Annotated in this window: 18 protein-coding genes and 2 pseudogenes; 13 read left to right on the forward strand and 7 right to left on the reverse strand. The window is 68.3% G+C overall.

Annotated features, from left to right (window positions below; all coding sequences use genetic code 11):
• Positions 1-5 precede the first annotated feature (5 nt).
• Both ACE2AC_RS16830 and ACE2AC_RS16835 read right to left on the reverse strand, forming a co-directional pair.
• Positions 6-500, reverse strand: coding sequence for a GntR family transcriptional regulator (locus ACE2AC_RS16830; protein WP_375688577.1), 495 nt, complete (start codon positions 498-500; stop codon positions 6-8).
• A gap of 66 nt (positions 501-566) precedes the next feature.
• Positions 567-611, reverse strand: a pseudogene (locus tag ACE2AC_RS16835) (hypothetical protein); the annotation flags it as partial.
• A 318-nt stretch (positions 612-929) separates the two neighbouring features.
• Between ACE2AC_RS16835 and ACE2AC_RS16840 the strand changes: the two are divergent.
• From ACE2AC_RS16840 to ACE2AC_RS16860, 5 genes are all read left to right on the forward strand, one after another.
• Positions 930-2,042, forward strand: a complete 1,113-nt coding sequence (locus ACE2AC_RS16840) for an ABC transporter substrate-binding protein (protein ID WP_375688578.1) — start codon at positions 930-932, stop codon at positions 2,040-2,042.
• Positions 2,043-2,157: 115 nt separating this feature from the next.
• Positions 2,158-3,051 carry a branched-chain amino acid ABC transporter permease gene (locus ACE2AC_RS16845; RefSeq protein WP_375688579.1) on the forward strand — a complete coding sequence of 298 codons (894 nt, stop codon included), beginning with the start codon at positions 2,158-2,160 and terminating at the stop codon, positions 3,049-3,051.
• A complete protein-coding gene (locus ACE2AC_RS16850) occupies positions 3,044-3,931 on the forward strand; it encodes a branched-chain amino acid ABC transporter permease (protein ID WP_375688580.1) in 888 nt (295 codons plus the stop codon). Before ACE2AC_RS16845 ends, ACE2AC_RS16850 begins: the two co-directional genes overlap by 8 nt.
• Complete coding sequence (locus tag ACE2AC_RS16855; RefSeq protein ID WP_375688581.1) at positions 3,924-4,682, forward strand: ABC transporter ATP-binding protein; 759 nt, start codon at positions 3,924-3,926, stop codon at positions 4,680-4,682. The genes ACE2AC_RS16850 and ACE2AC_RS16855 overlap by 8 nt, the downstream gene beginning before the upstream one ends.
• Positions 4,679-5,401 (forward strand): ABC transporter ATP-binding protein, encoded by a 723-nt coding sequence (locus ACE2AC_RS16860; protein ID WP_375688582.1) that lies wholly within the window; start codon positions 4,679-4,681, stop codon positions 5,399-5,401. The genes ACE2AC_RS16855 and ACE2AC_RS16860 overlap by 4 nt, the downstream gene beginning before the upstream one ends.
• 53 nt (positions 5,402-5,454) lie before the next feature.
• Here ACE2AC_RS16860 and ACE2AC_RS16865 read toward each other — a convergent pair whose 3' ends face one another.
• Positions 5,455-5,922 carry an Lrp/AsnC ligand binding domain-containing protein gene (locus ACE2AC_RS16865; RefSeq protein ID WP_375688583.1) on the reverse strand — a complete coding sequence of 156 codons (468 nt, stop codon included), beginning with the start codon at positions 5,920-5,922 and terminating at the stop codon, positions 5,455-5,457.
• A gap of 226 nt (positions 5,923-6,148) precedes the next feature.
• Here ACE2AC_RS16865 and ACE2AC_RS16870 point away from each other — a divergent pair, with 226 nt between their 5' ends.
• On the forward strand, positions 6,149-8,146 hold the full coding sequence (locus tag ACE2AC_RS16870) for a DHA2 family efflux MFS transporter permease subunit (protein ID WP_375688584.1): 1,998 nt from the start codon (positions 6,149-6,151) through the stop codon (positions 8,144-8,146).
• Positions 8,147-8,148: 2 nt separating this feature from the next.
• Here the strand turns inward: ACE2AC_RS16870 and ACE2AC_RS16875 are convergent.
• Positions 8,149-9,377: pseudogene (locus ACE2AC_RS16875) on the reverse strand (MFS transporter).
• 250 nt (positions 9,378-9,627) lie between these two features.
• On the opposite strand from ACE2AC_RS16875, the gene ACE2AC_RS16880 reads away from it, so the two are divergent.
• From ACE2AC_RS16880 to ACE2AC_RS16895, 4 genes are all read left to right on the forward strand, one after another.
• Complete coding sequence (locus ACE2AC_RS16880) at positions 9,628-10,755, forward strand: sugar ABC transporter substrate-binding protein (RefSeq protein WP_375688585.1); 1,128 nt, start codon at positions 9,628-9,630, stop codon at positions 10,753-10,755.
• A 112-nt stretch (positions 10,756-10,867) separates the two neighbouring features.
• Positions 10,868-12,385 (forward strand): sugar ABC transporter ATP-binding protein, encoded by a 1,518-nt coding sequence (locus tag ACE2AC_RS16885; RefSeq protein ID WP_375688586.1) that lies wholly within the window; start codon positions 10,868-10,870, stop codon positions 12,383-12,385.
• Positions 12,382-13,389, forward strand: coding sequence for an ABC transporter permease (locus tag ACE2AC_RS16890; RefSeq protein ID WP_375688587.1), 1,008 nt, complete (start codon positions 12,382-12,384; stop codon positions 13,387-13,389). The genes ACE2AC_RS16885 and ACE2AC_RS16890 overlap by 4 nt, the downstream gene beginning before the upstream one ends.
• 24 nt (positions 13,390-13,413) lie before the next feature.
• The gene (locus tag ACE2AC_RS16895) at positions 13,414-13,923 is read left to right on the forward strand and encodes a flavin reductase family protein (protein WP_375688588.1); all 510 of its coding nucleotides are present in this window, start codon (positions 13,414-13,416) and stop codon (positions 13,921-13,923) included.
• A gap of 21 nt (positions 13,924-13,944) precedes the next feature.
• Here the strand turns inward: ACE2AC_RS16895 and ACE2AC_RS16900 are convergent, their stop codons facing one another.
• The 3 genes from ACE2AC_RS16900 to ACE2AC_RS16910 all read right to left on the reverse strand — a co-directional run bounded on the left by ACE2AC_RS16900 (position 13,945) and on the right by ACE2AC_RS16910 (position 17,295).
• Positions 13,945-15,207, reverse strand: coding sequence for an amidase (locus tag ACE2AC_RS16900; RefSeq protein WP_375688589.1), 1,263 nt, complete (start codon positions 15,205-15,207; stop codon positions 13,945-13,947).
• A gap of 78 nt (positions 15,208-15,285) precedes the next feature.
• Positions 15,286-16,368, reverse strand: a complete 1,083-nt coding sequence (gene rutA / locus ACE2AC_RS16905; RefSeq protein ID WP_375688590.1) for a pyrimidine utilization protein A — start codon at positions 16,366-16,368, stop codon at positions 15,286-15,288.
• A gap of 168 nt (positions 16,369-16,536) precedes the next feature.
• Complete coding sequence (locus ACE2AC_RS16910) at positions 16,537-17,295, reverse strand: GntR family transcriptional regulator (RefSeq protein WP_375688591.1); 759 nt, start codon at positions 17,293-17,295, stop codon at positions 16,537-16,539.
• Between the two features lie 105 nt (positions 17,296-17,400).
• Here ACE2AC_RS16910 and ACE2AC_RS16915 point away from each other — a divergent pair, with 105 nt between their 5' ends.
• The 3 genes from ACE2AC_RS16915 (at position 17,401) to ACE2AC_RS16925 (ending at position 20,180) form a co-directional block, all read left to right on the forward strand.
• Entirely contained in the window at positions 17,401-17,583 is a 183-nt protein-coding gene (locus tag ACE2AC_RS16915) for a hypothetical protein (protein ID WP_375688592.1), read from the forward strand.
• Positions 17,580-18,914, forward strand: a complete 1,335-nt coding sequence (locus ACE2AC_RS16920; protein ID WP_375688593.1) for an amidase — start codon at positions 17,580-17,582, stop codon at positions 18,912-18,914. The genes ACE2AC_RS16915 and ACE2AC_RS16920 overlap by 4 nt, the downstream gene beginning before the upstream one ends.
• Positions 18,915-19,256: 342 nt before the next feature.
• On the forward strand, positions 19,257-20,180 hold the full coding sequence (locus ACE2AC_RS16925; RefSeq protein ID WP_375688594.1) for a LysR substrate-binding domain-containing protein: 924 nt from the start codon (positions 19,257-19,259) through the stop codon (positions 20,178-20,180).
• The last annotated feature ends 56 nt before the right edge of the window (positions 20,181-20,236 follow it).

Below are 20,236 nucleotides of genomic sequence, written 5' to 3' on the forward strand. Positions count from 1 at the left end.
CGGGCCTAGAGGTTCAGGATCGACGAGGGATCCTGTGCACCCGCGGCGGCGCGGGAGGCCGCCATGCTTTCCAGCACCTCGATGACGATGGCCCGGGTCGTGTTGACATGCGCCCGGGCCGCCCGTTCGGCGGCATCGGGGTCGCCCGCCTTAATGCCGGCGAGGATGGCGCGGTGTTCCTGGTGGCTGACCACGATCTGCGCGTCGGTGAACATGACGGGCATCCGCAGTTGCCAGTGGTGGAACATCACCTGGTCGCGGAACCCCGCGAGGTAGCGGTTCGCGGCGATGTCCCGGATCGCGTCGTGGAAGGCGGTGTTGAGCTTGTTCAACTCCCCGCGCGAGATCTCGGGCCAACGCTCCATTTGGGTGCAGACGCGGTCCAGCCCGGCGATATGTTCCGGCTTTGCCCGGGTCGCGGCCAGCGCGGCCAGTGCACCCTCGGCATAGCACCGCGCGTTGAAGAGCGAGGGCAGGTCGCCCGGCTTGGTTTCGGGCACGTACCAGCCATGCCGCCGCTCGACGTTCCCGGCGCCCTGCAGGATCAGCAGGGCCTCCCGCAGGGGGGTGCGGCCGACGCCCAGTTCCTCGGTCAGTACATCCTCGAGCAGGCGATGCCCGGGGGGAAATCGCCCGCGATGATCATCGACCGGATGCGTTGCACCGTCTGCCCGACCAGCGTCGTGTTGTCCTTCATGCCTGCTCCCTGGCTCTTTTCGGAAGCTTAGAGATTCGGTGTCCTCAGGTCACGTTCATCGGGATTTTCCGTCGCGCGATGTGGCTCGACATGATCGGGATGCAATTCCCGGATCTTCAACGGGCCTGACCCTTCACGGCGTAGCACCTGCAACATTTTCGGATATACAGCGGATATGTCTACGAATATTCTAGCGTATATTTTTTTGTACTCCCAACTTGTGAGGTTATCCATGAAAACGAACAAAACGGCCGTCGCCGCTCTTCTGGCCGCGACGACCATCCTGGGTGCGAACGCCGCACTGGCCGAGATCACGCTCGGCGCGGTCATTCCGCTCTCGGGCTCCAACGCGACACCGGGCGAGGACCAGCGCCGCGGGATCGAGATTGCGGTCAAGGAGGTCAACGACGCCGGCGGTGTGCTGGGCGAACCGATCAGGGTCATCATCGAGGACAGCGCCGGCAAGCCGCAGACCGCCATCGACGCTGCCCGCAAGCTCGTCACCGTCGACGGCGTGCCGCTGGTGATCGGCTCCTACTCGTCGGGGATCACGCTGCCTATGGGGGAATACCTTGTGCAGGAGGGCATTCCGCACCTGAACCCGGCTTCGACCTCGGGGCTGGTGCGCAACATCGGCCCGACCTCGTTCTCGATGGTCGGCCTCGACAACGTCTCGACCGAGTTCGCGGCCAAGGAAGTCATCGCCAACGGCTGGAAGAACGTCGCCGTGCTGGCCGTGAACAACGCCTTCGGCCAGGGCGTCGCGCACGAGTTCCAGAAGCACCTCGAAGAGATGGGCGGGTCGGTCAAGACCTCGGTCCTCTTCACCGGCGGCCAGCCGTCCTACCGGCGTGAACTCCAGCAGCTCGAGGCGACCGACCCCGATGCCTATGTCTTTACCGCCTATGGCACCGATGCCGCGCTGATCATGCAGGAAAGCTTCGAGCTTGGCCTGCAGGAGGATGCGCCATGGTACTCGATCCTGATCACCATGATGAACAAGGACACGGCGCCGGACTTCAAGCAGGGGCTGACCGGGATGGACGTCGGTTACCTCGGCGCGGGCGGCGAAGGCTATGCCCAGACCTACCAAGACACTTATGGCGAGACCTTCCTGTCGGCCTACGGCGGCTACGCGCATGACGCCGTCCTCTTTGCCGCCAAGGCGATCGAGATGGCCGGATCGACCGACAAGACGGCGATCCTCGAGGCGATCCGCAAGCTGGGCGACGAAGGCTTCCAAGGCGCAACCGGCGAGATCAAGCTGGACGCGGACGGTCAGCGCATGTCGCAGCCGTACCTGAAGTTCAAGGTCGAGGGCAACGACCTGGTCACGGTGGACTGATCCCCACCCGAGCAGCGGGCCGACACCTCGGGTCGGCCTGAAAAGACCCGCGCCGTTCACCCTGTCGGCGCGGGTCACCCCTTGCCCCGGTCCCCGGGGCCGTACGAGAGACACCATGTTCCAATTCCTGATCGACACGATCATCCGGGCGCTGGACCTCGCCCTGATCGCCGTCGCCCTGAGCGGAGTGTATTCGCTGATCAAGTTCCCCAACGTTGCGCTGGTCCAGTACTCGGTGACCGGCGCCTTCGTCGGGATGATGCTGCAACAGGCCGGCCTGCCGCTGACACTGGCGCTGCCGGTCTCGGCCGTCCTGGTCGGCCTGCTGGCCGTCGTCTTCAATGTCCTCCTGTTCGAACGCCTGCTGGAAGAGGGCAGCCCGATCGCGCTGATCGGATCGCTGGCCCTGTCGATGATCCTGTCGGCGGTCTTCCTGCTTGCCTTCGGGCCGACCGCCTACCGGTTCGAACTGCCGGTCGCCCCGGCGATGCGCGTGCTCGGCGCGCGCGTGACGGTGCACCAGCTTTCGACGCTGGCGATCACGGTGGCCGCGCTAGGCGGGTTCGCCGCGATCCTGTTCCTCACCCGGCTTGGGCGCGAGATGCGCGCCACCGCCACCAACGCCGTGCTGGCCGCTGCCAGCGGGATCGACACCCGCCGCGTGATCAACGCGACGGTGTTCCTCTCGGGCGTGCTGGCCGCGCTTGGCGGCATGACGCTGGCGATGCGCGGCTCGGTATCGATCGACCTTGGCACCCAGATGCTGCTGCCGGTGTTCGCCGCCGCCATCCTTGGCGGCTTGGGCAATGCGCTTGGCGCCGTCGCGGGGGCCCTGGTCATCTCGGCCGCCGAGACCTTCGTCACCAACACCAACTTCGGCCCGCTGGTCGGGTCCGACTTCCTGTTCCTGCCGGCGAGCTACGCCCAGACGGTCAGCTTCGGGATCCTGATCCTGTTCCTTCTGTTCCGCCCCTCCGGCCTTTTCACGAGCGAGGTGAACCGTGTCTGATTTCCTTGTCCACGTCACCTCGGTCGCCTGTCTCTACGGTATCCTCGCGCTGGCGCTGAATCTGCAGATGGGCTTTACCGGGCTCGTCAACTTCGGGCTGATCGCGCTCTTCGGCTGCGGCATCTACGGCGCCGCCTTTGCCCATCTCTGGGGCTGGCCGCCCGCGGCGGGCCTGGTCCTGGGTCTGGTCTTTGCCGTGCTCATGGGCCTATTCTTGGCCCGGCTCGGCACCCGGATGTCGGACGACTACTGGGGGATCGCGACCCTGTCGATCGCCGAGATCATGCGCCTGGTCTTTACCAACGAACAGGCGCTGGCGGGCGGGGCGCAGGGCGTTTCGGGCCTGCCGGTGACCTTCGCGAGTCTTGGCGGACAGGCCGGACTGGCCCGGCTGGCGCTTTATGCCGTGCTGCTGCTGGCGGCGCTCTGGCTCTGCCAGCGGATCGCGCGGGGCGGCTTCGGCCTGTCGATGAAGCTGATGCGCGAAGAGCCGCAGCTGGCGCGCGCGCTCGGCTACGACCTCGACCGCATCCGCCGCATCGTGATGGTGGTCTCCTCGCTTATGGCGGCCATCGCGGGCTTCTTCTACGCCCACTACCTGACCTTTGTCGGGCCCGAGCAACTGCTCTCGGCCGAGACCTTCCTGATCTGGTCGATGGTCATCATCGGCGGCGTCGCCAACAACTGGGGCGTGGTCGCGGGGGCGTTCCTGATGCAGTTCGCGCTGGCCTACGTGCCGTTCATCAAGGACTGGTTCGACCTGCCGTCGGACTTCGTCGCGGCGACGCGGCTGGTCATCGTCGGCGGCGGCATCCTCGCCTTCCTCATCTGGCGGCCCAAGGGCCTCTTCCCGGAAAAGATCGGAGGCGCGAATGCCTGAACCGCTTTTGACACTCGACACGCTCTCCAAGGCCTTCGGCGCGCACCAGGTGCTCGACGGGGTCGATGTCACCATCAACCGGGGCGAGATCGTGGGCCTGCTGGGCCCGAACGGGTCGGGCAAGTCGACCCTGCTGAACGCGATCTCTGGGTTCATGGCACCGGACGGCGGCACCGTCGCCATCGCCGGGCGCGACATCACCGGGCTGCCCGCGCATCGGGTCACACAGGCCGGGTTGGCGCGGACCTTCCAGCTGCCGGCCATGCCCAGCCGGATGACGGTGCGCGACGTGCTGCGCGCGGCCGACACCGACGCGGGTACTGCGCGACGGATGCTGCGCACGCCCGCGCGCGACAGCCGGGTCGACCGCCTGTTGCTGACCTTCCGCCTGTCGCGGGTGGCGGACCTGCCGGCCAGCTCGCTGTCGGGCGGGCAGAAGAAGCTGCTGTCGGTCGCACTCGCGATGCGCGGCGCGCCGGAACTGCTCTGCCTCGACGAGCCGACGGCGGGCGTTCACCCCGAACTGCGGTCCGAGATGGTGAGCGCGCTCAAGGCCGCCAACCGGCAGGGCACGACGCTGCTGGTGATCGAGCATGACATGCTCTTCATCCGGCAGCTCTGCACCCGCTGCATCGTGCTGGACCGGGGCAAGCTGATCGCCGACTGCGCCCCGGAGGAGCTGGAGCACAATCCGGCGGTGGTCGAGGCCTACCTCGGCAAGGCGATCGAGAAGGGAAAGACCGCGCGATGATCGAGACACTCAACGTCCACGCGGGCTACGGCGACGGGCCCGACATCCTGCAGTCGATCTCGATGAACGCGCATGCGCGCGAGATCGTCACCATCCTTGGCCCCAACGGCTGCGGGAAATCGACCCTGCTGAAGACCGTGGCGGGGTTCCTGAAGCCCCGGCAGGGCGAGGTCCGGATCGACGGCCAACATGCCGAAGCGGTGCCGATCCACGAGAAGGTGCGCCATTTCGGCGTCGGCTACGTGCCGCAGACCGACAACGTGTTCCGCACGATGACGGTGACCGAGAACCTGCTGATGGGCGCGCGCGCGCTGGATCGACAGACCCGGGCGGAACGCTTCGACGCGCTGATGGTGCAGTACCCGACGCTGGCGAACAAGCGGCGGCGCAAGGCCTCGGCCCTCTCGGGCGGGGAGCGGCAGATCCTGTCGCTGGCCCGCGCGCTGATGGCCGGGCCGCGCATACTGCTGCTGGACGAGCCCTCGGCGGGGCTGTCACCGGCGATGATGCACGAGGTCTTCGATGCGATCGAGCGGATCCGCGACGAGGCCGATCTCTGCATCCTCATGGTCGAACAGAACGCCTACGAGGCGCTGTCGATCTCGGACCGGGCATATGTGCTGAACCTCGGCTCCGTGGCGCTGACCGCGCCGGCGCGTGACCTGCTAAACGACCCGGCGATGGAACGGCTCTACCTCGGCGGTGAACCCGAGGTCTGACAGAGCACGACAGGGGGCGGCCCGGGCACACCGTGTGCGGGCCGCGTCCAACTTCAGCCGTTCACCAGCAGCGGGCCGTCATTCTTGATCTCTTCCATCACCACGTAGGTGCGCGTCTCGCTCACTCCGGGCCAGGTCAGCACCACCTCGCCGAGGAAGCGGCGGTATTCGTCCATCGAGTGGAAGCGGGATTTCACCAGGTAGTCGAGGCCGCCGGCCACCATGTGACATTCGAGCACCTGAGGCGCGTCCGCCACCGCCGACTTGAACTTCTCGAAGACTTGCGGCGTCGTCTTGTCGAGCAGGATCTCGATGAAGACCAGCATCTCCAGTCCCAGCTTCTGCGGGTCGAGACGGGCGCCGTAGCCGGTGATCACCCCGTCGCGCTGGAGCCGGCGCAGCCGGTCGCTCATCGAGGTGGCGGGAATGCCCACCTGGGCGGCAAGGTCGGCATTGGTGATCCGGCCGTCGCGCTGCAGGATCTGCAGGATCCTCTGGGTGATCTTGTCGAATCTCGGCATCTTGCCCCCGTTGGCTGTCGAACCTGCGGGGGACTCTGCAGGCCCGCGCCGCCACGAGCAAGCGTCTTGGCCCCCGGCGCCCCGACCGCCGCGCGCTATGGCGGTCGGCTGCCCGGACAACGGGCAGATGACGGCGCGCTTGCCTTGGCATCGGCCGTGGCATAGCCCTTGAACACGCATTTCAGACACCGCTTTCCGACCGTTCCCGATTTCGGAGGCCCGCGATTTGACCGACGCCACCCCCACGACCGACACCGCATCCCGGCAGGATGACCACCGCCACGTGCTGGTGGTCTTCGGGGCGCTGATGCTGGTGATGCTGCTCGCCTCGCTCGACCAGACCATCGTCTCAACCGCGCTGCCGACCATCGCCGCCGACCTCGGCGGGCTCGAACATATCTCATGGGTGGTGACGGCCTACATGCTGGCCGCCACGGTGGTGACGCCGCTTTATGGCAAGCTCGGCGATCTCTATGGCCGGAAGGTAGTCCTCCAGAGTGGCATCGTCATCTTCCTGATCGGCTCCGCCCTCTGCGGGCTGAGCCAGACGATGTGGCAGCTGACGCTCTTTCGCGGGGTGCAGGGGCTGGGCGGCGGCGGGCTGATGGTGTCGGCCATGGCGGCGATCGGCGACATCGTGAGCCCGCGCGAACGTGGCCGCTACCAGGGGCTGACCGGGGCGGTCTTTGCCGTCTCGACCGTGATCGGCCCGCTGCTTGGCGGGTTCATCGTCGAGCACTTCAGCTGGCACTGGATCTTCTACATCAACCTGCCGCTCGGCCTTCTGGCGCTCGTGGTGCTGCAGATCGTGTTCACGGCCCGGGCGGACACGGCGGCGCCGGCCATCGATTATGCCGGGGCAGCGCTGCTGGCGATCGGACTGACCGCGCTGGTGTTGCTGACCAGCCTCGGCGGGCACACGGTGGCCTGGGGCTCGCCCCTCGGGCTGGGGCTGGCGCTGACCTCGGTGATGGCACTCTCCGGCTTCGTGCTGGCCGAGCACCGGGCCGAGGCACCGATCCTGCCGCTGACGCTCTTCCGCAACCAGACCTTTGTGATCGCGGCGGCGGTCGGGTTCATCATCGGCATCTCGATGTTCGGATCGATCACCTACATGCCGCTCTACCTGCAGGTGGTGAAGGGCATGTCGCCGGCGGGCGCGGGCATGGCGATGACGCCGATGATGGCCGGGGTTCTGGTGACCTCGATCGGCAGCGGGCAGATCATCTCGGCCACCGGGCGCTACAAGGTCTTTCCCGTCCTCGGCAGCGCGATCACCGCCTTCGGCCTGTTCCTGCTGTCGACGCTGGATGTCGACACGCCGGTTTGGACCGCCTCGGCCTACACGATGGTTCTGGGTCTCGGCATCGGAATGGTAACGCAGGTGCTGATCCTCGCGGTGCAGAACGCGGTGGACTACCGCGACCTCGGCGCCGCGACCTCGGGCGCCTCGCTCTTCCGGTCGATGGGCGGGGCGCTTGGCGTGTCGATCTTCGGCGCGATCTTCGCGGCGGGCCTTGCCACGCAGCTGGCCGACCATGCGCCGCCCGGCGTCGTCATCCCGGAAGAGGTCAACCCTGCCATGGTCGCCGCCATGACGCCAGAGCAGCAGGCGCTCTACGTGCAGGCCTATGCCGACGCGCTTCAGCCGGTCTACCTTGCCGCCGCCGTGATCGCGGTGCTGGCCTTGGTGCTGAGCCTTCTGCTGAAGGAGGTGCCTTTGAGCGAGGAGACCCGCGGCGAAGAGCTGGGCGAAGGCCTGGCCCTGCCGCGGCAGGCGACCTCGCTCGCCGAACTCAGGGCCATCGCCACCCGGGTCAGCCGGCGCGAGAACCGGTGGCAGACGATCCAGCGGATCGCCGACCGGCTCGACCTCGACCTCGCGCCGGACGAGATCTGGCTGCTGATCCAGCTGGCGCGCCGGGACGGACCCGTGCATCTCGACACCCTCGGGCAGGACGCGGCAGAGACCCCGGCCGAGCTGCGGGCCGTGGCCGACCGCCTGTCCGCCCGTGGCCTTGTCACCATGCCGCCCGGGGCTCCGCCCGCCGCGACGGGGGCCGGGCGCCTCGCCGTGCGGGACATGACCGAACGCTACCGCCAGCGGCTGGCCGAGGTCCTCGACCGCTGGTCCCCCGAGGAGCATGAGGAAGCGCGCGAGATGCTGCGGCGGTTCTCGCAGGCGCTGATCTCGGAACTGCCGCCCGCGCCGCTGGCCGCCTGACCTCAGGCCGCCAACCTGAGGCGGCGGTGCCGCGCCAGGGCGAGGGCGCAGCCGGCAAAGGCCAGCATCGCGAAAAGCGCGAAGGTGCCGGTGAAGCTGCCCGTCACGAGGTAGAGCGTCGAAAAGAGGGCGGGCCCGACCATCACGCCGACGAAGGTGTAGGTCAGCACCTCGCCGGTGAGCGTCCCGCCCGGGGGGCTCGCCAGCGCGGTTTCGGCCAGCATGACCCCGTTCCAGCCCGATCCGGTCAGGCCCGCCAGCATCACCACCGCGACCCCCGCCGCCGGGTACCCGTCGAAGAGCCCGAAGCCGAGCGCGCAGAGCCCGGTCAGCGCCCCGATGATCCCGAGGACGAGGATCCCCGATCCCAGGCGGTCCGCGACCAGCCCCCAGAACACCCGCCCGACCGCGCCGCTGGCCTGCATCAGCGCCGCGACCGAGGCGGCGGCGAGCAGCGGCCAGCCGAACTGTTCGATCAGCATCGCCACCACGAAGGTCGAGATCGAGAGCTGCACCGCCGAGTAGAGGAACCCCAGCACCGCCAGCGCGCGCAGGTCCGGGTCCTGCCAGACCAGCCGCTGCCCGCGCCAGATGCCGCGCCCGACCGGGGTGTCGGGCACGCGGTCGGTGTCCCAGCCGCGGGCCAGGACCTGGTAGGCGGCGGCCAGTCCGAGCGGCATCAAGGCAAAGACCAGCAGCGCCGCTTGCCAGCCGAGCGCCTGCGCCAGCGGCGGGATCGCCAGCGCCCCGAGCATCCCCCGAGCGGCACGCCCGCCTGCTTGACCGAAAAGATCAGGTTGCGCCGACGCGGCGGTGCCAGCCGCGACAGGATGTGCGAGGACGATGGATTGTTAAGCGCGTAGCCGATGCCGATCAGCACCGAGGCGACGGCGATCCCGACGAGCGATCCGGTCGCCATCCCGAGGAACCCCGCCCCGGCGAGGAGCAGCGCCAGTTGCCCGACCCGTCCCGCGCCCCAGCGTTTCACCAGCCCCGAGGCCAGCATCGAGAAGAACACCCCAGAGGCATAGATCAGGCTGACCTGGTAGCCGACGAGGTGCGGCGCCACGCCAAGTGCCGCGGCCACGATCGTCGGGATCGTGGTCAACGCCAGCACCGACGAGGTCGCCGAGATCTGCGACAGCGTGGTGAGCGTCAGGGCCGAAGCCAGCCGGGGGGCGTGGCGCGGCACGGGGCGTGCCGTTTCGGTGTCGATCGAGGCGTCTTTCATAAATACGGACTTATTCAGTTCAAATGCGGGTGCGCCGATCAGACCCCTCGGATCGCGCCGTGATACCCCAGACTTTTACCGCCCGGGGATCGCTGTCAATTCGCTCCCCGGTTAGTTTTTCTCAGCCTCATATGTACGAACTTAACATTGACCGGATGCGCCTGCGCGACCTCTCATCGGGCCATGCTGATCGGTCCTTTCCGGGCGTCGCATTGGCAGCAACGAACGACAGAAACCACAGGGATGACCGATGACCAACAACCGCACCCAGACGAGCGGCTTGCGCGGCGTGACCGCCGCGGCGGGCCTCGTGCTGGCCGCCGCGGCGCTGCCAGCGCATGCCGAGGCCGATCTTGCCGCCGCGCAGGCGATCGTGGACGAACATTCGCAACTGCCGACCTTCGAGGCGCCGGGCCAGCCGTTTGACGCTGCCGCCTGCATGGCGGGCAAGAAGATCCTGTCGATCCCGGCCTCCTCCTCCATCCCCTTCGCCGCGGGCATCGAAGAAGGCATGGTCGCCGCCGCCGAGGAAGTCGGCTTCGAGGTGCGGCACTGGCAAAACCAGGGCCAGCCGACCCAGTGGGTGCAGGGCGTCGAATACGCCATCGCCAACGGCTACGACGCGGTCGACTTCATGGCGGGCATCGACCCCGACGCGCTGGCGCCCCAGGTCGACATGCTGAAGAAAGCCGGGCTCAAGGTCTTTGCCTCGCACCACCGCGACGTGACGACCGAGGCCGAGGATGTCGACATGGACGTCTCGCTGCCGCTCAGCTTTTCCCGCGTGGGCGAGATCATCGCGGCCTGGATCGTGACCCAGACCGAGGGGAACGCCAACGTGCTGGTGATCGGCACCGACGACGTGCCGCCCTCGCAGCCCTACTGGAAGAGCTTCGAGGCCAAGCTGGCCGAGCTCTGCCCGGACTGCAAGGCGACCTACTACAACGTGCCGCTGGCGGAATGGGCGACCAAGATCCAGACGACCACACAGTCCGCGCTGCTGCAGGACCCGTCGATCAACTACATCTTCCCGATCTACAACTCGATGTCCCAGTTCGTGCTGCCCGCCCTGACGATCACCGGCAAGACCGGGATGCCGATCGCGTCGTTCAACGGCACGCCCTTCATCCTCGACATGGTGCAGCAGGGCTCGGTGCAGATGGACATCGGCGAGAGCCTGGGCTGGATCGCGCGGTCGTCCCTCGACGCCTACATGCGCGACATGTGCGACGTCGGCGACGTGCCGGACGAGCTCTACGTGCCGTTCTACATCTTCGACGCCTCGAACGCGGCCACGGCGGGCAGCCCGGCCGAGCTCGACAAGGGCTATGGCGATGCGCATGTCGGCGGCTTCCGCACCCTCTGGGGTCTGGAGTGATGGCGCAGCCAGACCCGCTCGCCTCGCTCTCGGACGGTCTTCCCCGGCGCGTGCCGGGGAGGCCCCCGCGCTGCAGGCGCGGCACGTCTCCAAGGTCTTCGGCACGACCAAGGTGCTCGACGACGTGGAACTGGCCGTGATGCCGGGCGAGGTGCACGGCCTTCTCGGGGCCAACGGGTCTGGCAAGTCGACGCTGATCAAGATCCTGGCCGGGCTGCACGCGCCCGAGCCGGGGGCCGAACTGCTCCTCTACGGCCGGGGCGCGACCCTGCCGATGCCCGCGGGCGGGGCGCGTCGGCTGGGGATCTCCTTCGTGCACCAGCACCTCGCGCTCATGCCGACGCTGACGGTGCTCGAGAACATGCTGCTGAACGACCTCGCCGTCGGGCAGACCTGGAACATCCGCTGGTCGAAGGCGCGGCGCCAGGTCGCCGAGACCTTCGAGCGGTTCGGCCTGGCCATCGATCCCGCCGCCCGGGTCGCGGACCTGAGCCAGGCGGACCGGGCCCTCGTCGCGATCACCCGCGCCTTCGAGGAGGTGCGGCGGCATTCAGGGGGCGGGCGCGGCATCCTGATCCTCGACGAACCCACGCCGTTCCTGCCCAAGTCGGGTGTCGACCAGCTCTTTTCGCTGGTCCGTTCGGTGGTGGCCGACGGCGCATCCGTGATCTTCGTGGCGCATGACATCGACGAGATCCGCGAGATCACCGACCGCGCCACCATCCTGCGCGACGGGCGGCTGGCGGGCACCGTGGTCTCGGCCGAAGCCGACCACGAGCGCTTCATCGAGCTGATCGTGGGCGAGAAGGTGACGCTTTTCCAGGGCAACCGCCGGGTCCCTGTGGACCGGCCGGTGAGCGTGTCGGTCAGGGGGCTTGCCGCCGGGGACGTCAGCGGCGTGAACCTCGACCTGCGGCAGGGAGAGATCGTCGGGCTGACTGGGTTGATCGGGTCCGGCTTCGACCGTGTGCCCGAAGCGATCTACGGCGCGATGAAGGGCGAGGCGGGGGCGGTCGCGCTTGATGGCAAGACGCTCCCGGTTGCCGGGATGACCCCCGACCGCGCACTCGATCACGGCATCGCCTTCCTGCCCGCCGACCGGTTGGGCAAGGCCGGGGTCGGATCGCTGTCCATCGCCGAGAACATGGCGCTGCCGGTGCTGTCCGAGTTCCGCGGCTGGTTCGGCATCGACTGGACGCGCATCGACGCCCATGTGCTGGCCCTAGGCCAGAAGTACGACATCCGCCCGAACCGCCCGCACCAGGCGCTGAGCAGCCTGTCGGGCGGCAACGCGCAGAAGGTTCTGATGGCCAAGTGGCTGCAAACCGGCCCGCGGCTCCTGATGCTGGACGAGCCGACGCAGGGCGTCGACGTCGGCGCCCGGCAGAAGCTGTTCCAGGCCATCGACGAGAGCGCGTCCAAGGGCACGACCGTCCTTGTCGCCTCGACCGATGCAGAGCAGCTGGCGCAGATCTGCCACCGAGTGATCGTCTTTTCCAAGGGGCGGATCGCGGTCGAACTGACCGGAGAGGCGATCACCAAGGACCGGATCTCCGAGGAAACACTCAAGGCGCACGGGGCCACTCGCCCGGCCGCCGACCATGACGGCAAGCAGGAGGAAGTTGCATGACCGCCGAGAACACCGAGATGGCCATCGCTTCGCCCCGGACGCGGCAGATCAACTGGGCCGGCATCGCCGAAAGCTACGCGCTGGTCGCGGCGCTGGTCGTGTTGTTCACGATCTTCGCGGTGCTGCTGCCGAACACCTTCTTCACCTGGGCCAACGTCTCGACGATGCTGGGCTCGCAGGCGGTGCTGGTCTTCCTCACGCTGGCACTGATCATCCCGCTCACCTCGGGCGATTTCGACCTGTCGATCGCGGCGGTGCTGACCATCGCGGCCATGACCATCGCGGTGCTGAACGCGCGGATGGGGGTGGCGCTGCCGGTCGCCATCCTCTGCGCGCTGGCGGTCGGGATGATCGCGGGCGCGGTCAACGCGTTCTTCATCCTCTACTTCCGGATCCCCAGCCTGATCGTGACGCTCGGCACCGGGACCTTCCTGAACGGCCTCACGCTCTGGATGTCGAACTCGGCCACCATCGCGGGCATCGATTTTGCGCTGGTGATGGCGGTCGTCGGTACCCGCGTCCTCGGCATCCCGCTGGCGTTCTACTACGCGATCGCGATGGCGGCGGTGATCTGGTACGTCTTCGGCTACACCTCGGCCGGGCGCAGGCTGCTCTTCGTCGGCCGCGGACGCGAGGTGGCGCGGCTGTCCGGCATCCAGGTCGACCGGGTGCGGTTCATGGCGCTGATGACCTCGGCCACGATGGCGGCGCTGGCGGGCGTGATCTATGCCGGCACCATCGGCGCGGCGGACCCCAACTCGGGCAATACCTTCCTGCTGCCGGCCTTCGCGGCCGCCTTCCTCGGCGCGACCGCGATCACCCCGGGGCGGTTCAACCCGATAGGCTCGGTCGTCGCGGTCTACTTCATCGTGATCGGCATCTCGGGCCTGACGATGCTGGGGATCCAGAGCTTCGTGCAGAACCTGTTCTACGGCGGTGCCCTCGTGCTGGCGGTGGCGCTGTCACAGCTGGCGCGCAAGCGCGAAGAGCAGACCGTCGGATAAATTCGCAGGAAAGAAGGCAAGGACATGAAGGACATGCAGGGCAGCGCCGTGACGGCGACCGGCGAGGATGTGGGCATCGGGGAATTCTGGCGCACGCTGGGAGAACGGCCCATCGGTGCGACGCTGGTGACCACGAAGGGCAAGGCGGGGTCGCAGGGGTTCCTCGGCTTGTCGGCCGCGCACGTGACAGCCAATCCGCCAACCATGCTGGTGTCGATCGACAAGAAGACCTCGGCCCTCGAAGGCGTGCTCGAGAGCGGGCATTTCGCGGTGAACTTCCTGCCGGTCGGATGCGCGGACCTCGCGGGCATGTTCGGCGGCAAGGGCGAGAAGGTGTTCGAAGAGGGCGACTGGGGCACGCTGGCGACGGATGCGCCGGTCTACCTCGACGCGCTAGGCGTCTTCGACTGCGCGGTCGAGAAGGTGATCGAACACGGCGACATCTCGATCGTCATCGGGGCCGTCAAGGGCGTCAGGGCGGCCGGGCAGGGTGAGCCGCTGACCTTCTTCCGCGGCAAGTTCCTGAGCGAGTGATCCCGCGACAGGTCGGTTGGCTCAGGCCAGGGCGGGCGCGAGTGTCGCGCCCGTCTTGATGAGCGCCCGGTCCCCCGCACGTGTTCCGATCAGCGAAAGCCCGAGCGGCAGGTCGCACCCGCCGAGGGGCAGGTTCAGCACCGGCACCTGCATCGCGGTCCAGAGCGCGTTGAAGACGGGATCGCCCGGCCCGCGGCCAATCGGCGCGAACCCCGGGGCAGAGGGCGCGATCAGTGCGTCGAAGCCCTGCATCCTGCGCTCCAACTCCACCCGTAACGCGGCAAGGCGGTCGTAGGCCTCGTAGCGGTCCCGCTGCGAAAAGCCGGCGCCCAGGTTCACCCGGTCATGGAAATCCGCATGCAGCAGCGCGCCACGGGTCCGCGCGAGGTTCAGGAATGCCACCGCCCCTTCGGTGTGCATGACGCAGCGGTGCAACGTATCGACCGCCTCGAATCCTTCGGGCAGGTCGAAGGGCGCCACGTCCGCCACCGGGGCGAGACGCGCGGCCAGACCTTCGAACAGCGCCTCGGTCTCGGGCTCGGCGCGGGCGAAATGCGGCGTCCGGGTCAGGCCGAGGCGCGGCCGGGCGGCGGGATCGGCGGCGGGCGGCAACGCGTAGACATCGGCCAGCAGCGCGATGTCGGCGACGGACCGGGCAAAGAGGCCGACGGTGTCGAAACTGGTCGAATAGCGCTTCACCCCCTCGGTCGAGATCAGGCCCCAACTCGGCTTCAGCGCGACCGCCCCGCAGAACGAGGCCGGCCGGATCGTCGACCCGCCGGTCTGGGTGCCGATGGCAAGCGGCACGTGCCGGTCGCCGACCGCCGCCGCCGAACCCGCCGAGGACCCGCCCGAGGTCCGCGCCGGATCGGCCGGGTTGCCGGTGGCCGCGTTGCGCCCCGCGGCGGCGAACTCGGTGGTGTCGGTCTTGCCAAGGATGATGGCCCCGGCCGCCCGCAGGATCTGGACACAGGGCGCATCCTCGGCCGGGCGATGGCCGCCGTAGAGCGGCGAGTTGTGCGTCGTCGGCATGTCGCCGGTGTCGATCATGTCCTTCACCGCGACGGGCACGCCGGCCAGCGGGCGGGGATCGTCGGGCGTGATGGTGGCGGCCTCCGCCTCGGCCCGCGGGTTGACCGTGACCCAGGCGCGCAGCGTCCCGTCGCGCGCGGCGATGCGGGACAGGCAGGCGCGGGTCAGGTCGAGCGCCGTGATCGCGCCCGTGCGGATCATCTGCCGCGCCTCGGTGGCGGTCAGGTCGTGCAGGGCCTTGGCTGTCGTCATGCCGTCCATCGCGGGGTCCTCAAGCGAAAGCGGCCCGCCGTGATGGCGGGCCGGGTCATCGTGGCGGGAAGGAAGAGGTTACTCCGCCGCGATCTGCACGTTGGCGCGCGACTTCATCAGCGGCTGGATCCGCGTGCCGAAGTCGTCCATGCCGACAAGGAAGTCGTCGAAGGTCATCATGATGCCCTTCACGCCCGGCACCGCCGCCGCCTCGTCCAGCATCCGCGCGCAACTCTCGTAGGACCCGACGATCGTGCCCATGTTGAAGTTCACCGCGCCCTCGGGAAGGTTGATCGCCTTGGCGGTCGAGCCGTCCGATGCGTTTTCGTCCTGCGCGCCCTGCACGCCCATGTACTTGAGCGCCTCCATGTCGGCGCCGAGGCGGAAGCTTTCCCATTTCTCCTGCGCGGCGGCGTCGGTTTCGGCCGAGATCACCATGAAGAGGACGTAGGCGCCGACATCCCGCCCGGTCTTGGCGGCGGCATCGGCCAGCGTCTTGGCGACGGGTGCAAAGACGGTGGGTGTGTTCACGCCCATGCCCATGACAAACGAGTAGTCCGCGTATTCGGCCGAGAAGGCCATGCCGCGATCCGACTGGCCGGCGGCGACGATCTCGATCTTGTTCTCGGGCATCGGCTTCATCATGCAGTCTTCCATGGTGAAGTGTTCGCCCTTGAAGTCGGAGGCGCCGGTCTCGAACAGCTCCTTCATCACCTGGCAATATTCGCTGGCGTAATCGTACCGATACCCGAAGTACTCGTTACCCGGCCAGAGGCCCATCTGGGTGTATTCATTCGGCGCCCAGCCGGTCACGATGTTGATCCCGAAACGCCCGGGCGCGACGGAATCGATGGTGGTTGCCATCCGCGCCACGACCGCCGGCGGCAGCGTCAGGATCGCGGTGGAGGCAAAGAGCTTGATCTTGCTGGTGACGGCCGCCAGCGCCGACATCAGGGTGAAGCTTTCAAGGTTGTAGTCCCAGAACTCGGTTTCGCCGCCAAAGCCGCGGTGCTTGACCATGGAGAGCGCGAAATCCAGCCCGTAGCCTTCGGCCTTCTGCACCACCTGCTTGTTGAGCTCGAAGCTGGGCTTGTACTGCGGCGAGGCTTTCGAGATCAGCCAGCCGTTGTTCCCGATCGGGATGAACACACCCATATCCATGTCACGTCTCCTTGTTGGAATCCCCGGTTCTTTGTCCGGACATTCACAGGAGCGGCGCGGCGGCGCTAACCAATATTCCGCACCATGGCGCTCAAAAATTCTCAGCGGCGGGGAAATGGGGCCATGCCGGGCGGGCGCTGCCCATGAAACGGGCAGGGTGCGAAGCGCTCAGGTCGAGGACAGCGTGGTCTGGTAGACGAAGCTGTCGCCGGGGTAGTACTGCACCGCGTATTCCAGCAGCCGGCTGCCCGATCCCATGTAGCGCCGGGTCAGTTTCATCCCGAGCGCGCCGGGCGCGCGGCCAAGGTGCGGCGCGACGTCATCCGGCAGCTCGATCGCGCGCATCTCCTGCAGGATTTCCTTCACCCGCTCGCCGGTCTTGTTCTCGATCAGGTTGAACAATGCGACGCGGAGGATGTCGATGTCGTCCACCACCTCCTTGAGCCGCGGGTCGAGGTAAACTTCGTTGTAACAGAATGGCTTATCGTCCCCGGCATAGAAGCGCGGCCCGGCGAGGTAGTGGAACTTACGCCCCGGGCGCACCCCCAGTTCGTTGGCCAGCGCACCCCGCGCGGTGACGAACTTGCGGGTCTGGAAATGCAGCTCGGTGGCGCGGGCAAAGTCGAAGAGCCCACCCCTCGAGTTGGCGTTGAACCGCGCGCGCCAGTCGTCTTCCAGCGCCTCGACCCGGGTGCCGACTCCCTTCCGGGCGGACAGGACGCCCCGGTCCCGCAGCTGCCCGATGGCCTGCCGGACAGTGTGCCGGGACACCCTGAGCGCAGCCGCCAGGTCGGCCTCGGGCGGCAGCAATGTGCCGATCGGGTAGGTGCCGCCGTCGATCATCCGCTGAAGGTGCTGCGCCACCTGGAGGTAGCGCGGCGTGCCCGGTTCGAAGGTCAGCGTGGGTTCGGCGCCTTGACCCGCCATGCCGGTTCTCGCTTAGTAAGTTCGTACTTAGTCAGGATACTGGCACAGGGACATGCGGCTGTCATCACCCCCGTGCCGACGACCCGAGCCTCTTGCAGGAGCCCCATGAGCGACATCTTCCAGACCCTCGCCGGACGCGCGCTGTCCACGTCCGAAACCGCCATCCTGCCCGACCAGGCCGCGCGCCTGGCCCGCGGCGTGCTGACCCATCCGCTGCTGCGCGCCCCGGCCGAGGCCGCGCCGATCCCGCCGCTGGTGGCGATCGACCCGAACGAGGACATGGCATGAGCGGCACGACCATCGAGGCGCTCGCCGCCAGCGGATCGTCCGAGGCGCGCACCCGCGACCTGCTGGCCCGGGCTGCCGCGGAACCCACCATCTTTGCCGCGGTCGAGGCCGAGACCGCGCTGGCGCAGGCCCGGCTCTGCGACGCGGCCGGGGCCACGCGGGGGCCGCTGCACGGCGTGCCGCTGGCGCACAAGGACATGTTCGACCGGGCGGGCCACGTCACCGGCTTCGGCGCGGCCCCGGGGACAGGGTCGCTGGCCACGCGCACGGCAACGGTGCTCGACCGGCTCGACGCGGCCGGGCAGGTGGACCTCGGGCGGCTGCGCATGTCCGAATTCGCCATGGGCCCGACCGGCCACAACCACCACTGGGGCATCCCGCGGAACCCCTGCCGGCCGGGCGCGATCTCGGGCGGGTCCTCCTCGGGCTCGGGGGCGGCGGTTGCGGCGGGTATCGTGCGCGCCGCGCTCGGGTCCGATACCGGCGGGTCGATCCGCCTGCCCGCCGCCTGCAACGGCGTCGTCGGGTTCAAGCCGACGCAGGGCCGGGTGCCGCTGACGGGCGCGATGCCGCTGAGCTACACGCAGGACTGCATCGGCCCGCTTGCCGCCACGGTGGCCGAGGCGCGGCTGGTGCTTTCGGTGATCGCCGGGCCGGACGGGATCGACGCGGCGTGCGTGGACGCGCCCGCCTTGCGGCCGGGTGGGTCCGATCTGCCCGACGGTCTGCGCATCGGGTTCGTCACGGGCGGCTACCTCGACGGGATCGCGCCGGGCATGGCGCGTGCTCTCGACGACCTGCGCGCGGCGATGGCAGGGGCGGGGCTGGCGACCCTTGAGGTCGAGGCCGATCTCTTCGACACCCTGCACGAACCGGCCAACTGCATCGCCATGAGCGAGGCGGCGGCGGTCCATGCCGACCGCCTCGCGCTCAGGCCCGACAGCTACGGCGACCAGTTGCGCACCCGGCTGGCGCAGGCGCTGGCGATGACCGGCGCGGCCTATGTCCGGTCGCGCCAAATCCGCAGTCTCGCCCGCAAGACGGTGCGCGAGGGGATGTTCGGGCAGGTGGACCTGCTGATCATGCCGACCCTGCCGGACGTGCCGCCGATGGCGGATGCGGTGAACCTCGGCGGCGATCCCAAGGTGGCGGCGCTGATCTCCTCGCTCGTCCGCTACACCCGGCCGGTGAACCTGCTGGGGCTGCCGTCGCTCTCGCTCCCCGTCCTGCGGGGGCCGGAGGGGCCGCTGTCGGTGCAGGTGGTGGGGCTGGACTGGTCCGAAGACATAATCGCTGATCTCGGCGAATGGATCGAGGCGCGTTGCGGTTGAGGCGTCGGAATGTCCGGACCTAATCCGGGCGTTGCCGCCCCCGGATGGTCCGGCGCTTCGGCCGGTCGATTGCTGTCCAATCAGCTGATCAGAGCGGTCCTGCTCCGAATTCCCGATTCGGAAGCGCGACAACTCGCACGGCGCTCCGCTGCCCGCACCCTGTAAAAGTCCATACAAATTCCGCGTGCGTTTTGGCCGCCTGCCGAACCTGCCGCCCAATATTTCCGCGCCCGTTGTGGCGGGCCGCCCGGCGCACCGCCTGCCCCTGCGCGCGGATTGACCCGCGCTCCGCCGGGTGGCCCGCTGGGACCGGGAGGAAGGTGTCACGAGAGGATCAGGGCCATGCGCAAACGCGTCCCACTCAATGCTATTCGTGCCTTCGAAGCGGTCGCGCGCCACACCTCGGTGGCCAAGGCGGCCAACGAGCTCTGCGTCACGCCGACGGCGGTCAGCCACCAGATCCGCCTGCTCGAGGATTTCCTGCAGGTCGAACTGTTCGAGCGCCGCAAGAGCCGCATCTATCCCACGCCCGAGGCGCTGGCCAACCTAGCCCGCATCGGCCAGGCGCTCGACCTGATCGACGAGGCCGTGCTGTCGCTGACCGAACTGGGCGACGAGGAGTATCGCAAGCTCTCGGTCTCGGCCCCGGCATCGCTTGCTTCGCTCTGGTTGGTGCCGCGGCTTGGCCATTTCCTCGCCGGTGCGCCGACCATCGACCTGTCGCTGCGCACCTACCTGAATCGCGCCGATGCAGAAACGCACGACACCGACCTCAAGATCTGCCCCTGGCAGGGCGGCGGCGCGGGTTTCCATGCCGAACCGCTGGTTGACGAGGGGTCGCAGCCGGTCTGCTCGCCCGAACTCGCGGCCCGCTTCGGCGACGACAAGGACGCCGTCCTGCGCGAGGCGCCGCTGATCCATGTCGACCGCGCGCCGCAGGGGTACGAAGGCGACTATCCCGACTGGAACCGCTACTTTGGTGAATACGGGTTGCGCCGGGATTGCGCCCACGGGGTGCGATTCAACCAGTCCGGCCAGGCGGTCGAGGCGGCGATGGCCGGGGCGGGCCTGCTGCTGGGCCGGTCGCTGCTGGTGGCCAAGGCGATGGACGAGGGGCGGCTGGTGCCGGTCGCGGAAAGCTACCCGGTGCGCACGCCCTACTACCTGCTCAGCCCCTATGCGCCGAAGAGCCGGCAGGCGATCGACACCTTCAAGGACTGGCTGGTCGCGGCCGCGCGCACCGAGACGCCGCTGCAGGCGGCTTGAGAATTTCTCACCCCCTGCCGCAGAATAATGCGGTCGCGCGGCCGGGGGCGGGCGTG

Origin of the sequence: Pseudooceanicola sp. LIPI14-2-Ac024, from assembly GCF_042188925.1 — a bacterium.
Classification (GTDB): Bacteria; Pseudomonadota; Alphaproteobacteria; order Rhodobacterales; family Rhodobacteraceae; genus Pseudooceanicola.

Coding starts and splice junctions, on each gene's coding strand:
- ACE2AC_RS16910 (WP_375688591.1), bottom strand. CDS start 17,295: ATGGCGGGTCAAGGCGCCGAACCCACGCTGACCTTCGAACCGGGCACG.
- ACE2AC_RS16890 (WP_375688587.1), top strand. CDS start 12,382: ATGACCGCCGAGAACACCGAGATGGCCATCGCTTCGCCCCGGACGCGG.
- ACE2AC_RS16900 (WP_375688589.1), bottom strand. CDS start 15,207: ATGACGACAGCCAAGGCCCTGCACGACCTGACCGCCACCGAGGCGCGG.
- ACE2AC_RS16915 (WP_375688592.1), top strand. CDS start 17,401: ATGAGCGACATCTTCCAGACCCTCGCCGGACGCGCGCTGTCCACGTCC.
- ACE2AC_RS16920 (WP_375688593.1), top strand. CDS start 17,580: ATGAGCGGCACGACCATCGAGGCGCTCGCCGCCAGCGGATCGTCCGAG.
- ACE2AC_RS16845 (WP_375688579.1), top strand. CDS start 2,158: ATGTTCCAATTCCTGATCGACACGATCATCCGGGCGCTGGACCTCGCC.
- rutA (WP_375688590.1), bottom strand. CDS start 16,368: ATGGATATGGGTGTGTTCATCCCGATCGGGAACAACGGCTGGCTGATC.
- ACE2AC_RS16855 (WP_375688581.1), top strand. CDS start 3,924: ATGCCTGAACCGCTTTTGACACTCGACACGCTCTCCAAGGCCTTCGGC.
- ACE2AC_RS16880 (WP_375688585.1), top strand. CDS start 9,628: ATGACCAACAACCGCACCCAGACGAGCGGCTTGCGCGGCGTGACCGCC.
- ACE2AC_RS16895 (WP_375688588.1), top strand. CDS start 13,414: ATGAAGGACATGCAGGGCAGCGCCGTGACGGCGACCGGCGAGGATGTG.
- ACE2AC_RS16925 (WP_375688594.1), top strand. CDS start 19,257: ATGCGCAAACGCGTCCCACTCAATGCTATTCGTGCCTTCGAAGCGGTC.
- ACE2AC_RS16865 (WP_375688583.1), bottom strand. CDS start 5,922: ATGCCGAGATTCGACAAGATCACCCAGAGGATCCTGCAGATCCTGCAG.
- ACE2AC_RS16840 (WP_375688578.1), top strand. CDS start 930: ATGAAAACGAACAAAACGGCCGTCGCCGCTCTTCTGGCCGCGACGACC.
- ACE2AC_RS16860 (WP_375688582.1), top strand. CDS start 4,679: ATGATCGAGACACTCAACGTCCACGCGGGCTACGGCGACGGGCCCGAC.